Origin of the sequence: Rubrobacter marinus, from assembly GCF_011492965.1 — a bacterium.
In the GTDB taxonomy this organism is placed as follows: domain Bacteria; phylum Actinomycetota; class Rubrobacteria; order Rubrobacterales; family Rubrobacteraceae; genus Rubrobacter_F; species Rubrobacter_F marinus.
Genome location: NZ_CP045121.1, coordinates 258,157 through 272,341 on the forward strand (window position 1 = coordinate 258,157; position 14,185 = coordinate 272,341).

The 14,185-nt window shown below is 71.2% G+C and carries 14 protein-coding genes; 3 read left to right on the top strand and 11 right to left on the bottom strand.

Annotated elements, in window-relative coordinates; all coding sequences use genetic code 11:
- The first annotated feature begins 151 nt into the window (after window positions 1-151).
- Both GBA65_RS01430 and GBA65_RS01435 read left to right on the top strand, forming a co-directional pair.
- Window positions 152-511: a YqaA family protein gene (locus GBA65_RS01430; RefSeq protein ID WP_207956046.1), complete on the top strand. Its 360-nt coding sequence runs from the start codon at window positions 152-154 to the stop codon at window positions 509-511.
- 470 nt (window positions 512-981) lie between these two features.
- The gene (locus tag GBA65_RS01435) at window positions 982-1,539 is read left to right on the top strand and encodes a hypothetical protein (protein ID WP_166395060.1); all 558 of its coding nucleotides are present in this window, start codon (window positions 982-984) and stop codon (window positions 1,537-1,539) included.
- 164 nt (window positions 1,540-1,703) lie between these two features.
- Here the strand turns inward: GBA65_RS01435 and GBA65_RS01440 are convergent, their stop codons facing one another.
- From GBA65_RS01440 to GBA65_RS01490, 11 genes are all read right to left on the bottom strand, one after another.
- Window positions 1,704-2,120 (bottom strand): SPW repeat domain-containing protein, encoded by a 417-nt coding sequence (locus tag GBA65_RS01440; protein WP_207956047.1) that lies wholly within the window; start codon window positions 2,118-2,120, stop codon window positions 1,704-1,706.
- Window positions 2,121-2,265: 145 nt separating this feature from the next.
- Window positions 2,266-2,607: a hypothetical protein gene (locus GBA65_RS01445; protein ID WP_166395061.1), complete on the bottom strand. Its 342-nt coding sequence runs from the start codon at window positions 2,605-2,607 to the stop codon at window positions 2,266-2,268.
- Between the two features lie 67 nt (window positions 2,608-2,674).
- Window positions 2,675-3,499, bottom strand: coding sequence for an ABC transporter permease (locus GBA65_RS01450; protein WP_166395062.1), 825 nt, complete (start codon window positions 3,497-3,499; stop codon window positions 2,675-2,677).
- The gene (locus GBA65_RS01455; protein ID WP_166395063.1) at window positions 3,496-4,497 is read right to left on the bottom strand and encodes an ATP-binding cassette domain-containing protein; all 1,002 of its coding nucleotides are present in this window, start codon (window positions 4,495-4,497) and stop codon (window positions 3,496-3,498) included. Before GBA65_RS01455 ends, GBA65_RS01450 begins: the two co-directional genes overlap by 4 nt.
- Window positions 4,498-4,531: 34 nt before the next feature.
- A complete protein-coding gene (locus tag GBA65_RS01460; protein ID WP_207956048.1) occupies window positions 4,532-5,584 on the bottom strand; it encodes an NAD(P)-dependent alcohol dehydrogenase in 1,053 nt (350 codons plus the stop codon).
- 40 nt (window positions 5,585-5,624) lie between these two features.
- Window positions 5,625-6,827: a hypothetical protein gene (locus tag GBA65_RS01465; RefSeq protein WP_166395064.1), complete on the bottom strand. Its 1,203-nt coding sequence runs from the start codon at window positions 6,825-6,827 to the stop codon at window positions 5,625-5,627.
- The gene (locus GBA65_RS01470) at window positions 6,824-7,861 is read right to left on the bottom strand and encodes an alpha/beta fold hydrolase (RefSeq protein ID WP_166395065.1); all 1,038 of its coding nucleotides are present in this window, start codon (window positions 7,859-7,861) and stop codon (window positions 6,824-6,826) included. The genes GBA65_RS01465 and GBA65_RS01470 overlap by 4 nt, the downstream gene beginning before the upstream one ends.
- Window positions 7,862-8,033: 172 nt before the next feature.
- Entirely contained in the window at window positions 8,034-8,651 is a 618-nt protein-coding gene (locus GBA65_RS01475) for a TetR/AcrR family transcriptional regulator (protein WP_207956049.1), read from the bottom strand.
- A gap of 125 nt (window positions 8,652-8,776) precedes the next feature.
- Entirely contained in the window at window positions 8,777-9,310 is a 534-nt protein-coding gene (locus GBA65_RS01480) for a hypothetical protein (protein ID WP_207956050.1), read from the bottom strand.
- A 71-nt stretch (window positions 9,311-9,381) separates the two neighbouring features.
- Window positions 9,382-12,198, bottom strand: a complete 2,817-nt coding sequence (gene dnaE / locus GBA65_RS01485) for a DNA polymerase III subunit alpha (RefSeq protein WP_166395066.1) — start codon at window positions 12,196-12,198, stop codon at window positions 9,382-9,384.
- A 67-nt stretch (window positions 12,199-12,265) separates the two neighbouring features.
- Window positions 12,266-12,694 (bottom strand): PHP domain-containing protein, encoded by a 429-nt coding sequence (locus tag GBA65_RS01490; protein ID WP_166395067.1) that lies wholly within the window; start codon window positions 12,692-12,694, stop codon window positions 12,266-12,268.
- Window positions 12,695-13,412: 718 nt separating this feature from the next.
- Here GBA65_RS01490 and lexA point away from each other — a divergent pair.
- Entirely contained in the window at window positions 13,413-14,036 is a 624-nt protein-coding gene (lexA, locus tag GBA65_RS01495; protein WP_207956051.1) for a transcriptional repressor LexA, read from the top strand.
- Window positions 14,037-14,185: the final 149 nt, after the last annotated feature.

Consider the following 14,185-nt stretch of genomic DNA (forward strand, 5'->3'; position numbering starts at 1 on the left):
ACGGGCAGCGCAAGCAGGGGGAGGAGAAGCGAAGGCGCGGCGGGGATCTCGGCAGGTGGCGTCCGGATCTTGGCGGCCGCATCGGTTACGCTCTCGGCTCGAAGAGTCGGGCGAGTTCGTCGAAGATCTAGACGAGGAGGTTTGGCCGGGCGTGCTCCCCTACGCGGGGCTTTTCGTTCTGAGCTTTCTGGCCGCGACCGTGCTGCCCCTGGGTTCGGAGGCGACGCTGGTCGCCGTGGTCGCTGCCCGCGGCGAGATCCTCGCGCCCGTGCTGGTGGCTACGGTGGGGAACGTGCTCGGCTCCTGCACCACGTACTGGATCGGCCGCAGGACGGCCGAGGCGTTCGTCCGTCGGCGCGGGCTCGCAAGAGGGGAGGAACGGGCGGCGCTGGTGCTCCGCCGCTACGGGGGATCAGCGTTGCTGATCTCGTCCCTGCCGGTGGTGGGCGATGCGCTGGTCGCCCTCGCCGGAGCGACGGGGATGGCCCGAGGTCCTTCCTGTTCTGGGTGACGCTCGGGAAGGGCCTGCGGTACGCGGCGGTGGCCTGGGTCGCCTCGTCCCTGTGACGCGCGGTCCGTGCCACGAGGTACGACGCTCGTCGCGGGCCGAGCCGCCGGGCAGGGGGTGCCCCTACCGGCCTCTTCCTGGCGCCCCGAGAGCGGGCGTTTCCCGCGCACCCCCGGTCCGGGAGACGTCGGCGACGTCCATGAGCCCTTTCGACGCGCAGGGGGAGCCGACTGGCTCCCGCGAATGGTCGAGTGCCGGCGCTAGGAGGGGGTAATGGGCGCCGGTACCCGTAACAAAAAGATCATACACCCAAGATGGCGGTTTATGACCCCCATGAGGCACAAAATGTTGGATTTTTTCGTCCGCGCGGGGGCTCGTTCCGCGTTTTCCGTTTGCGAGGACCAGTTGTGGGGGAAGAAGCTCGGAATCGAGTCGAAAGACATCTGATAGCGAGTAGTTAGAGGAGGAAAACGATGGCGAAACTATCCACGGCAGCCTGGGTCGCGCACGATCTGGGTCTCTCGGCCAGCTTTGGGGGCTTGCTCTTCGGCAGGACGGCCATGAACCCCAGCTTGAAGTACATCGAGTCTTCCAAGGCGGATCGCGGTAGGGTCCTGAACAAGACCTGGAACCGCTACAACGCCGTCAACGTCCTGTCCTTCGGGTTCGCAACGGCGAGCTGGTTCGCCGGCCGCGCCGCCCTCTCGGGCCGTTCGATCGGCAAGGACGCCGAGAACCTCTCCCGCATCAAGGACTTCCTGTACATCTCGGGGGCCGTGAGCGGCCTCGCCAGCGTGATAAGCGGTTACAGGCTCGCCAACCAGGCCCCGGACGGCGCGGTGCCGATCGAGGACGGGAGCACGCCCGCCGCCGAGACGCCCGAGCAGGCCCAGAAGCTTATAAGGACCGTCAACGTTCTCGGCAACGTGAACCTGGCGATCACCGGCAGCCTCATCGGTATCACCACGGCGCTCGCGATGAAGGCCCAGGAGTCCGGTGGGTGGACCATCACCTCCAAGCTTCTGCCGTAGACACCTAACCAACGCAGACCAACACGTCGCGCCCCCCGGACCACAAAGTCCGGGGGGCGCGATGCGTTCCGGCGGGGCGGCCCCCGACCGCGTGGCTCTTTCCGGATACCGGCGCGTCGGGAGGGGCAGACGCCGGTGCTGCTCGGCCTGGACTCTGGTGTGTCTTAGGAGGGGTACTTCCTGCTCGTCAGCGCCGCCAGCACGTCCGCGGTCCCGAGGGCGACGTGCGGCAGCCAGTAGCGGGTGCCCTTGCCGGCGAAGCCGAAGAGCCACGGCGAGGAGGCGAGCAGGGCGCCCTTGGCGGCGTCGAGGGCCAGGTGTACGGGCATGGGGATCCTCCTGACGAGCCCGAGCTCGTAGTCCGTCAGGAGGCTGTACACGGTGCCCGCGCCGCCGACGATGCGGGGCATGCGCGAAGCGGCCGGCGAGTCTTTCAGCCCCATTATGCTCGGGACGGCGAGGTTGAAGCCGCTGGCCGCGTAGTCGAGCACCCCGTGGACGCTCGTGGGTATGACCCGCGGCGGGTTTATCTTTCCGTGCCATCCTGGCGCAAGGTCCAGGCTTATCCTCGTCGTGGGCATCGGGCTGCTCCTGTTCGGTGGGGTTCGCGGGGGGTGTACCCGGAGCTCTGATGGCCGCAAACGAAGATCCGGGCTGGGCTTTTAGGAGGGGGGTAATTTTTGCCAGCCCGGTCTGAAAGGATAGACGCGGCCGGTAGCGAGATCGTTACACCCCTTCCCGGGGTTCCGTAGCAGGTTCCCCCGCGCCGCGCCCTTCGAGGAGTCGCGCCGCCTGCTCGGGGGTGGGTATGCGGCGGACCCTCACCTCGAGGTCTCTGTCGACGTCGTAGAGGTCGAAGACCGGCGGACGGGGCTCGCCGTCGGGACCGTCCGGGGCCGGCCAGGCGGCGATAGAGAGCCTCTGTGGGGCTTCGGAGGAGACGGAGACGGGTGCATCCGCGACTATCATCTCCATGTCGCTCGGGGTCGAGCAGATCGCGTTGCCGCCCCTGTAGCGTATCTCCCACCCCTTCTCCTGGAAGGCTCGTGCGATCTCCGCGTTGGTCACGACGCTCTCGTATCCTCCCGGTCCCGCCGGCGGTCGGGTCCCTTGCCGGTGGCGTCGGGGCCCACGGTCAGTTGCTCTGGACCCTGGCGCGCAGGGCGGAGAAGGCGAGGGCGAAGGAGACGGCGCCCACCGCCGCGACCGCGGCGAAGGCCGGGGCGAGGTCCGAGGGGACCCAGCCGGCGGAGATCAGGGACCGCAGGCCCGCGAGCAGGTAGGTGACGGGGTTGTAGTCCGCGACGGTGGCGAGCCAGCCCGTGAGCGCCTCCTGCGGCAGGAAGGTCGTCGTCAGGAACGCGAACGGGAAGAAGAGCAGAAACGACGAGTTGACGGCCGCCGGGTTGCCGGTGCGCAGGGCTATCGCGTACGGGAACCCGGTGAACGCGAGCCCCCAGAGGCCCGCGAGGAGGAGGAACGCGAGCACGCCCAGGGGTCCGGTCTCGAAGCCGACGCCGAGGGCGAAGCCCAGGGCCAGCACGGGCAGGCAGAGGGCGACGACGAGGACGAGGTCGGCGACCATCAGCCCGAGGAGCAGGCTGGAGCGGCTGATCGGAGAGACCAGCAACCGGTCGAAGTAGCCGGACTGGATGTCCGTGACGAGCGCCGAGGCGCGCGAGACGCCGGTCACGGCGAAGACGATGGCGACGGGGATCTGGAACGCCTTGAAGTCCCCCACCCCGGTGAACTGGGAGATGTCCGAGAGGGAGCCGACGTTGACTATAAAAAAGAACAGAGGGATGATCAGGGCCGGCACCAGCGCCTCGGGCTCGCGCGGGATGGCGCGCAGCGCCCTCCCGGCGACGCTCCAGAGGTCCCGCCAGAAACCGGCCGGGCGCGCGCCTATGCGATTCTTCGAGCTTCCTCCGCTGACCGTAGCAGCGCTCTTGACGCTCATCGCTCTCCCTCCTCGTCGGGGCTCATGTGGTTGCCGGTTACCTCCAGGAACACGTCGTCGAGGGTCGGGGTGCGCAGGGTGAGCCGCTCCACGGATATCCCCGAATCCTCGAGCGCCGCCGCGACCGGGCCGACGATCCGCGAACCGTCGTTCGTCGCGACGGTCAGCTCGCCGTCGCGCGCTTCTACCCGGTCCACCCCCGCGAGCCCGCGCAGCCGGTCTACCGTCCCGTTCCGGAGGCCCCCGGAGCCGTTGGCGCGCGTGCTGACGACCACGAGGTCCTGGCCGACCGAGCGCTTGAGGTCCTCCGGCGTGCCCTCCGCGACGATGCTCCCGCCCGAGATGATGCCGACCCGGTCGGCGAGGCGGTCGGCCTCCTCGAGGTACTGGGTCGTCAGGAAGATGGTGACGCCGAGCTCGTCGTTGAGGCGGCGGACCTCCTCCCACACCTTCGCGCGGCTGACCGGGTCGAGGCCGGTCGTCGGCTCGTCGAGGAAGAGCACCTGCGGGTTGTGGACGAGGGCCGCGGCGAGGTCGAGGCGGCGGCGCATCCCGCCGGAGTAGCCGCCCACGCGCCGGTCGAGGGCGTCGCCGAGGTCGATCAGGTCCCCGAGGTCCTCCAACCTGCGGTCGATCTCGCGCCTCTTGAGGCCGTAGAGGCGGCCCTGGAGGCGCAGGATCTCCCGGCCGGTCTGCTTGGCGTCGAGCGCCGCCTCCTGCAACGCGACCCCGATGCGGAGCCTCACCGCGCCGGGGTCGGCGACGACGTCCCGGCCCGCGACCGAGGCGCGCCCGGCAGTCGGGGCCAGCAGCGTGACGAGCATGCGGACGGTCGTGGTCTTGCCGGCGCCGTTCGGACCGAGGAAGCCGTAGATCTCGCCGGGCTCCACCGCCAGGTCGACGCCGCTCACCGCGACGTTCTCCCCGAACCTGCGGACGAGACCCTCGGCCAGGATCGCCGGTCCGGCCCCGTTCTTCGCGTCGAACCGTGCGCTCATACGCTCGCCACCTCCGGGTGTGCTCTGGTCTGGATCATGCTTCCTCCCACAAGGATTCTACGCGCGGCCCCTGGCCCTCCCAACGCACGCTTCGGCGGCTCTCGCCGGAGACCGACTCCTCCGCGAGCCCCTCGTCCACGACGAGCAAGATCTTGCCGCGGGCCCTCCCCTCCGCGCTGTAACGTTGCGCCTCGGCCGCCTCGGCCAGCCCGTAGGAGCGGTCGATCACGGGCTTCACGAGACCCCCGGAGATCCAGCGTCCCACCGTCTCCAGATCTTCCCCGCCCGGCCTGACGAGGATGGACTCCATGCGCCGGCCGCCCCTGAGACGGGCCAGCCAGCGCGGAGAGAGCTTCCCGATCACCGGGTTGACGGTGACGAAGACCCCGTCCGGCCGCAACGCCTTGCGGACCGCCCGGAAAGAGAGGACGTTGGCGGCGTCGAAGACGGCGTCGTAGCGCTCGCCCCCGGCGAGGACGTCCTCGCGGGCATAGTCGAGCACCTCCTTCGCCCCGAGGCTGCGCACGAGCTCGGCGTTCCGGCCGCTCGCCGCCCCTGTGACGCGGCCCCCCATCGCGGCGGCGATCTGGACGGCGAAGGTCCCCACGCCCCCGGACGCGCCGTTGACGAGCACGCGGTCGCCGGACCGGAGGTTCGCCCTGTCCCTGAGCGCCTGCAGGGCGGTGAGCGCGGCCAGCGGCACGCCGGCCGCCTGCGCGAGCGAGAGGCCGGGTGGGACCCTCGCCACGTCCCGCTCGGCGACGGCCGCGTACTCGGCGTACCCGCCCCCGGCCGTGTTGGGCAGCATGGCGTAGACGGCGTCGCCGGGCCGGAGACGCGTGACGGCGGGCCCGACGGCCTCGACTACCCCCGCGACGTCCGAGCCCGGCACGAACGGCATCTTCAGCCTCACCGCGAGGCGGAGTTGCCCGCTGCGCAGACGCCAGTCGGCGGGGTTGACGCCCGCCGCCGCGACCCTTATCAGGACGCCGTCGTCGGCGGGACGGGGCTTCGGTACCTCCGTCGGCTCCAGCACCTCCGGCGGTCCGTAGCGGCGGAAGCCGAGAGCCCGCATCTTCTGCTCCATCCGTTCTTCTCCTCTCCCGAGATCCATCAGTTGTCGCCCACTAGACGGCCCCGGAGCGCGCGGTCCCGACGGGGGACGGGCGGCCCCCGCCCGGCGCGCCGAGGACGACAAGCGCGACGACCACGATGGAGACCGTCGCGGCGACGGTTGTCAGGAACGAGGCGTCGTACTGGCCGACGACGACCCCGACGAGCGCCCAGAGCACGGTGGCGGCGTAGGCCCCGTAGCCCTGCGCCGGCCCCGACTTGCCGGCGGCGGCGATCGCGGCCGCCAACGCGCTACCGGCCAGCAGAAGAACGGAGCCCAGCAGGGCCTCGCCGGTGCCTCCTCCTTCCACGAGGCCGAAGCGGACGGCCTCGGAGTCCACGCTGACGACGTTGGCCGCCGTCAACCAGCCGAGGTAGATGCCGACCGTCGGGGCGACGATCCAGCGTTCGGCCGCGCTCAGAGCGCTGCGGTCGGAGCGGGCGAGGCGGAGGTAGGCCACGAGCAAGAGCGCGAAGGCGAGCGAGAGCATCGCCAGGGCGAGGAGGAGCTGTCCGGCGGGGACGAAGACCGACCACATGCCGATGCCGAAGAACGCCGCCGCCGTGGGCCACCCGACGCGCCGCAGCACCGGATCCGTGCGCTTCGAGGGCAGCGCCGCGTAGACGGCGTAGGCCAGGGAGAGGGCGAAGATCAAACCCCATATCCCGAACGCGTAGAGGGCCGGCTCTATCAGGGGGGTGCTGCGGCCGGTCTGCTCCTGGATCGCGGACGCCGCGGCGGCCGTCACCCCGACCTGAAACAGCGCCCCGCGACGTTGGCCGCCTGCCGCGCCACGTCCGCCCTCGTCCCGTTGCTCATCCTCCGCCGCCTCCCTCTGGGGAACGACCGGGGCGTTGCGCCGCCCCGATCCCCTGCGTTGCGGGCCCCGTCTCCGAACCCGGGCCACTACCCGCCCCCGCCCACGACGCGGACGACGTACACGGGGACGTCTCGCCGGAGGCCCCTCCCGCCAGCGCCCGCGCAGCCGGACGAGGTTGGAGCGCACGAGGGATCTGAACGCTGCGACCGCGTCGCCCTCGACCCCCGCCCGCGAGCACAAGCTCCGCAGGTCGTCGGGCCCCAGCTTCAGGGCCGCCTCCCCGCCGTCCCGGGATTCGGCCAGCGCCCGGCGCAGCTCCTCGAGCAGCGACCGCGTCTCCCCCCGGCTCGCCTCCGGGACGACGCTCGTCAGGCCGCCCCTTGCGTCTCTCCTCACGTCCTCCCTACCTCCTCCCTCTGCCTCGCGGAGAGGCCCCGCAGGGAGGCCTCGATCGCCGCTACCGTCTGGGCGGGTAGCTCGAGCTCGGGCGTGGCGCGCGCCCGGTTGATGAACGTCAGCGGAACGTCCGGGTTGAGCGCGGCGAGCCTCCGGCCGTTCTCCACCCCTACCTGGCGCTCCTCGGAGCCCCAGATCATGGCCGCCGGCACCGAAAGGTCGCGCACGTACGGGGCGAAGTCGTACCTGAGGTCCCCGGTGAGGAAGGGGAGCGCCGAGTACGCGGCCCCCGGCTTCCTCGCCGACCACAGAAAGCCGTCCACGACCTCGCGGCTGACGGCGCCGGGATCGTAGAACCCCTGCGAGACGAGCCACGAGCGTATAAAGGAGCGGCTGTGGAAGACGAGCCGGTAGAGCAACAGGTTCACCGGACGGCTGCGGGCGACCGGCGTGAGGGTGTAGCGCGCCAGCGGCCCGAAGGAGTCCCGGCCGAAGTCCTTGCCGCCCGAGGGGGACATCATCACGAGGCCCGCGACGGAGCCCGGGTCCGTCCTCGCCAGTCTTGCGGAGAAGCCGGCGGCGAGGGACTGGGCCACGACCACGGCCGGCTCCCCCACGGCCTCCCCGAGCAGCGCCCCGAGCCCGGCCACGTAGTCGTCGAACATCAGGAGGCGCCGCGGGTGCTCCGATTCGCCCCAGCCGACCAGGTCGGGCACTACCACCCGGTACCGACCCACGAAGGCGGGCGCGACCTTGCTCCAGATCCAGGAAGAGGCGCCGCCCCCTACCCCGTGCACGAACACGAGCGGCGCGCCCTCGCCGGCCTCGTGGTAGACCATCTCTCCCACCGGCGTCCGGACGCTGCGCCGCACGAAGCCGTGCGCCTCGTAGACGCCGCTGGGCTCCGCCGAACCCTCCCGGCGGAGCGCCCCGACCTCACCTACCGCCGAGATCCTGCGGAACGCCCCGACCGCGCCGGCCGCCGCCAACGCCCCGGCGGCGACCGCCAGAACCCGTCTGCCCGAAGTAGTCATCGATCTCTCCTCTCGCCCTCGTCGATTCGACCGTCCCCCGGCCCCGAAGCCGCCCGACGGTCCCCGAACTTCTCGCCCCGCAGGATCAACGTCCCATGACCGACACCTCCTCTACCGGCGTTTACAAACCTACCGATAAGTAAGTTGCTGGTCCAAAAAACAAGCCCCCGTCTCATGCGCGGGCGCCCCCCAGGAAGAGGTCGACCATCCGGTCCGGGAGGTCCGCGCCGTCCTCGGGGAGGATGGGGGAGTTTGGGGGCGTGTGCTCGATCTCCATCAGACCGGAGGAGAGGCTCAGGAACGACCAGGTCAGGAAGTCCGGGTCGTTGTCGCGGAGCTCTCCCGATTCGATGGCGGAGGAGATCACACGCCGTATCGGGCCGTACAGGGCCCGCGAGAAGCCCTCGCCCAGCCCCGCCCGGTGCTGCTCGTGCACGAACTTCGCGACGTCGCGGAGCTCGTCCATGGGCTGCCTGGGGTCGCGCTCCGCCATAAGCCAGCGCGCCGCCGCCCTGAGCTTCTCCTCCCCGGTGGTTCCTGCCGAGGAGATGGCGCGCTCCAACCCCTCCCGGTGCTGCTTGAGGGCGCGGTGCGCGATCTCCACGAAGAGCTGCTCCTTGCCCCCAGGGAAGTGGTAGTACAGCGCGGGCTTGCTCACCCCGACCTCCCGGGCGACCTCCTCCAGCGAGACCCCCAGGTACCCCACCCCCGCCAGCCTCGCCTCGGCGACGTCCATGGCCCGCTCCCGGGTGCCCCGAGCCCCGCCCCTCTGTCCATGTCCCTTCTCCACGATACCGGCATCGTACCACTTACCTATCAGTAAGTAAATAGGGAAGAGCGTCGAATCGGAGCGCCTGTAGACCCTCGGGCGCCAGGGGCGTGTTCCGCTCCCCCGGGGAGGAGTCCTCCCACCTCCTAGGTAGTCTGGCGGCTCCAACGCTCGACGAGCGGTCCCTGCGAGCCGTGCAGGGGGTCGGCGTCCGGCAGGGGGACGCTGCGGATATTCTCCAGGACCTCGGGGCGTTCGCCCTCCTCGCCGGTTCTGAGGTCGTAGGACTCCTGGCCGCGCGGGTAGGCCCCGAGCACGGAGAAGTCGCCGCTGGAGCCCTCGTTCTTGTGCCCCACCCCGGCCGGGATCACCACCACGTCGCCGGCCCGGACCTCGACTACCTCGCCCTCGGGCCGCCGAAGGCGATGCTCGCGCTCCCGCCGAGCACGCACAGGACCTCGTGGGAGGTCGAGTGGTAGTGGTGGTAGGGGAAGACCCCGTTCACCCATGCGCCCCCCCAGCCGTTCTCGGCGAGGATCTCCCTGCACCGGGACGGGGAGCGCTCCGGCCCCCGAGCGCCCCGGATAGTAGAGCAGCGGCAGCTTCGGGTTGTTCGGGATGCGGCCGTCGTCGTCGAACCGGTACTCGCGTGCCTCGGCCTTCTGCGCCCCTTCGCTCACCGTTGCCTCCCCTGTTCCGTCTCGTCGCCACCGGACGAAGCATGTTTACCACTTTCGTGTCGTGGCGGAGGCTAACCGGTCCTCCTGCCGCGTCTCCCCGCCCTCAGGAACGCGCCGGGGGAGGGGGAGACCCTCGGCGACGGTATGCTCCCCTTCAGGGCCTCCCGCAGGCTCCCTATCCTCTGCACCAGGAAGGCGAAGCCCCGAGCGTCGGTCCTCTCTACCCTGCCATCCAGGAGAAACGCCCCCTCGCGGTGGAGGAGGTGGCCGAACCTCTCGTAGACGGAGCGGAAGATCGTGGTCTGGAGGAGGCCCGCCTCGTCCTCGATCACCAGAAAGTACACGGGGTGGCCGCTCTTCGTCGGCGGGCTCTGGAGGCACTCGATCAGGCCTGCTGCGCGCGCCCGCGTCCCGTGGGGCAGCCGTAGCACTTCTCTGCCGGACAGGACGCCGAGGTCTTTTAGAGCCTCGCGGTAGGGCGAGAGGGGATGGCGCGAGACGTTCAGGGAGAGCGCCTCCCACTCCATCCCCTCCCGGGCCGTCCCGGAGACCGGTAGGCGCCTGACGCCCCGACCCTCCCTCGCCGCCCACCAGCTCGCCGGGTGCGGCATCGGCAGCTCCGGCTGGCTCTCGCGCCTGCCGCGCTTCTCCGGCAACTCTTTCGCCGCCTCCAGCGCCCCCGCCCGCCCGTTCGGGCCCGTCAGGGCGTCCAGAAAACCCGCCCTCGCAAGCGTCTCCAGCGAGTCCTTCTCCACCGCGGTCCTCCGGTACAGGTCCGCGACGGAGGCGAAGGGACGCCCGGAGCGCTCCGAGAGGATGGAAGACACGGCCGCCCGGGAGAGGCCCCTGGAGTAGGAGAGGCCGACCCTCAGCGCCGCCCCGTCCCCCTCGACCGTGAAGCCCTCCCCCGAGAGGTGGACGTCCGGCGGCAGCACCCCCAGGCCGATCCTGCGGGCCTCGTTGAGCAGGGTGCGCGGGCTGTAGAAGCCCATGGGCTGGCTGTTCAGGAGGCCGCAGAAGAACTCGGCCGGGTGGTGAACCCTCATGTACGCGCTCGCGTAGGAGAGCTCGGCGAACGAGGCCCCGTGCGCCGCCGAGAAGCCGTAGACGCTGAAGCCCTCCATCCACGAGAAGACCTCCTCCGCTTTCGCTTCAGGGACGCCCCGGGCCACGGCCCGCCCCACGAACTCCTCCCTCAGGGCCAGCATCGCCCCCGGGCCCCTCTCGCGGGTCATGGCGCGGCGGACGAGGTCGCCCTCGGCCAGGGAGAAGCCCGCAACCTTGTGAGAGATCTCCAGCACCTGCTCCTGGAAGACCATGACGCCGTACGTCGGCTTCAGGACCTCCGCGAGCTCCGGCAGCGGGACCGAGTACGGCTCCAGGCCGTTCTTGCGCCTCACGTAGGGGGTGACGAGGTCGCCCCTCATCGGGCCGGGGCGGAAGAGGCTGATCTGGGCGACGAGGTCGCGCAGGCGCCGCGGCTTGAGGCGCGTCGAGAGGTTCATCTGGCCCGGGGATTCGAGCTGGAACATCCCGGCGTTTCTGCCGGTCCGGATCAGCGCGTACGTCGCCCCGTCGTCCGGCGGCGGGGCGAGCGGGTTTATCTTCCTGCCGAGCTTCTCCGAGACGAGCTCCCCGGCCTTGCGCAGGGCCGTATGCATCTTCAGGCCCAGGAGATCCAGCTTCGGAATCCCCACGTACTCCAGGTCGTCCTTATCGTACTGCGCCCTCAAGAGCCCCTCCCTCCCGGAGGGCTCCAGCGGCAGGAGCTCCGAGAGGTGGCGCCCGCCGCTGCCGAAGACCGCGCCGCCGTTGTGGGTCCCCGCCTGCCACAGCCTGCCGTAGAGCCTCGCGGCGAGCTCCATGAGGAGCCCGTACCTCTCCCGGTCCTGCAGGGGATGGTCGCGCATCGCCGGCTCCCGGAGCGCCCTCTCCCAGCCCCGGATCGGACGGACGAGCGCGTCGCGGTCCCGCACCCTCGCGGGCACGTGGCGCGACAGCTCGTTCGTCTCCGCCGGGGAGAACCCGAGCGCCCTCGCCGCCACCCTGACGGCCCCGCGCAACGAGAGGGTGTTCGCCGTGGCGGCCACCGCGGCGCCGCTGCCCTCGTACCTCCGCATCAGCTCGTCCCTGACCCCGTCCCGCCCCTCCGAGTCGAGGTCCAGGTCTATGTCCGGCGGGTCCCTCCGCCCCTCGTGCATGAACCTCTCGAAGAGGAGCCTGTGGGAGAAGGGCTCCGGGCTCGTGAGCCCGAGGCAGTACGACACGAGCGAGTTCGCGACGCTCCCCCGCCCCGTCACCGGGACCTCCCTGTCCCGGGCGATCCCCGCCGCCTCGTGGGCCAGCAGAAAGTACGACGCGAACCCGAGCTTCTCTATGCACTCGAGCTCCTTCTTCAGCCTCGCCCGCACCTCCCCCCCCGGCCTCCTGCCGTACCTCCTCAGGACGCCTACCTCCGCGAGCCGGCGCAGCTCTCCCTCCGGCGAGACCCCGGGCGCGGGCCGGACGCCGGGCACGTGGACCTCCCCCGAGAGCTTCACGGCGCCCGCGCACCTCTCCGCCACCGCGGCCGCCGCCTTCAGGGCCTCCGGGCGGTCCTCGAAGACCCTCGCCATCACCCCCGGGGATCTGAGGTACAGACGGTCCGTCGGCCTGTACTCCGGGCCGGGCAGCCGCGAGAGGGCCGAGGCGGCGACGAGGGTCTCGTGCAGCCGGTGGTCCGCGGGCCTCAGGTACGCGACCTCGTTCGTCGCCAGGGTCGCCAGCCCCTCCTCGCCCGCGAACGCCGCGACCCTCCCGACCCTCCTCCGGCCCCCGGCGGTGCCGTCGTCCGACAGCTCCACGTAGAGGCGGCCGTCGTCGAACGCCTCGCGGAGCGCGCGGACCACCCCTTGGGCCTCCCCGGCCCTCCCCGACAGGACGAGCGCGGGACGAGTCCGAAGGGGATCGCCCCCGTCAGGCACACCAGCCCCCGGCGTGCCCGAGCAGGTCATCGAGCGAGCAGACGGGACGTCGCCTCTCGGCCGAGGAGCACCTGTAACGCGTGACGAGGCGGCAGAGGCTCCGGTAGCCCTCCATCCCCTCCGCCAGCAGGACCACGTGCCCCAGCAGCCCCCGGAAGCCCACGCTTACTTCGGCGCCCACCACCGCCCGAACGCCGCCCACCGTCGCGGCCCTCAAGAACCTCGGCACGCCGTAGAGCCCGTTCTGGTCCGTGAGCGCCAGGGAGCGCATCCCCATCTCCGCCGCCGCCCCCACGAGCTCCTCCGGCGTCGCCACCCCGTAGCCGTACGAGAAGCCGCTCCTCACGTGCAGGTGCGCGAAGCCCCCGGGGTCTGCCCCGGGGGACCGGCCGCTCAGTCCGCGGTCCCCACGAGGGACCACGCGCCGTCTTGCCGCGCGAGATCCACGACCGCCCCGTCCGAGAGGAGCACGCGCACGACCATCCTGTCCCTCGCCCCCTCGCCCACCACCCGCCGACCTCCCGCCAGCGGGCCAGGGTCTCCACCACCCTCGCCTCCCCCCGCCACCTCCCGCGGCCCCGGGGACGACGCACGACGACGAGCTCGCGCCCCCGGCGGTGCTCCACCTCGACGCTCTCGTCGAGGGCACGAACCGTCTCGCCGCCCCAGCCGGGCCTCTCCACCTCCGACGCCCTGCAGAGCCACGGCGCGCGCAGCAGGTGCTCCGCGACCGCCCTCCTGGACGCGCGGGTCGGGAACAGGGGCTCCTCGAACCCCTCCGGCCGCGCGGGGTAACGGTGTATCTCCGAGACGCCGACTCCCTCCATCTCTCCCCTTCCACAAGGGAGGAGCCAGCCGCCTCTGGGGTAGGAAGGGGTGGGAAGCCCGTCCCCTCCGGGTACAATCCGAGGGACGGGCGTCCTCATCTTCCCAATACCCTCGCAGACCGTTCCTGGTTGGCCGCCGGCCGGTTCGCGAGGCCCGGGGTGGGGGCGCTCCTCTTCTACGTCTTCTATGTTCTCCGCATCCACGCTACCACAAACCGTAGTTTGCGGTCCAGGGTGTTATGGGCTAGAGTGCCGTCGCGAGGTCCTTGGCGACGGGGGTGTGCGGTGGTGCCCGAGAACTGGAAGACGCGGATGGAGATGCTCCGGCACCTGGCTCGGGTGGCGGCGAGGGGCGAGGGGGCGCCGAGCGTGCGCGAGGTGGGGGAGGCCGTGGGCTTGAGGAGCTCGCAGACGGCGCACAAGCACCTCAAGAAGCTGGAGGAGGCCGGCTACGTCGAGCGGGAGGGCGCGTCGAGGCGTGCGCGCGGCATCCGCCTCACCCGGAAGGGCTGGGAGGCGGCGGGCGAGATGCCGCTCCTCGGCAGGATCGCCGCCGGGCGGGGCTTGGAGGCCGTGGAGGTGGGGGACGAGGCCTACTCGCTGGCCGCGGAGCTTCTCGGCTCGCGCTCCGGGAGGCCGCGCTACCTCCTCAGGGTGGTAGGCCAGTCCATGATCGGGGCGCACATCGCCGACGGGGACCTCCTGGTCGTCGAGGAGGACGAGGACCCGCCGGACGGGACGGTGGTGGCGGCGCTCATCAGGGGCGGCGAGGAGGTGACCGTCAAGCGGCTCTACCGCGAGAGGGACGAGGCCGGCGAGACCCTGAGGCTCAGGCCCGAGAACGGAGAGCACGAGGACCTCGTGGTGCCCGCCGAGGACGTGGCCGTGCAGGGGCGCGTCGTCTACGTGGTCCACCCGCCCAGGGGGAGGCGCTAGGTCCACGGGGGAGGCTCTGCCGCCGTCCTACCTCGTCCTCGCGATCGCTAGGGGACACGGGGCGACGACAGCCCTTCTTCGTAGGGCTCTGCAGGCACTCGATCGGAGATCGGACGCATACGACCCGCATCGGCCGATCGAAGTCGTCG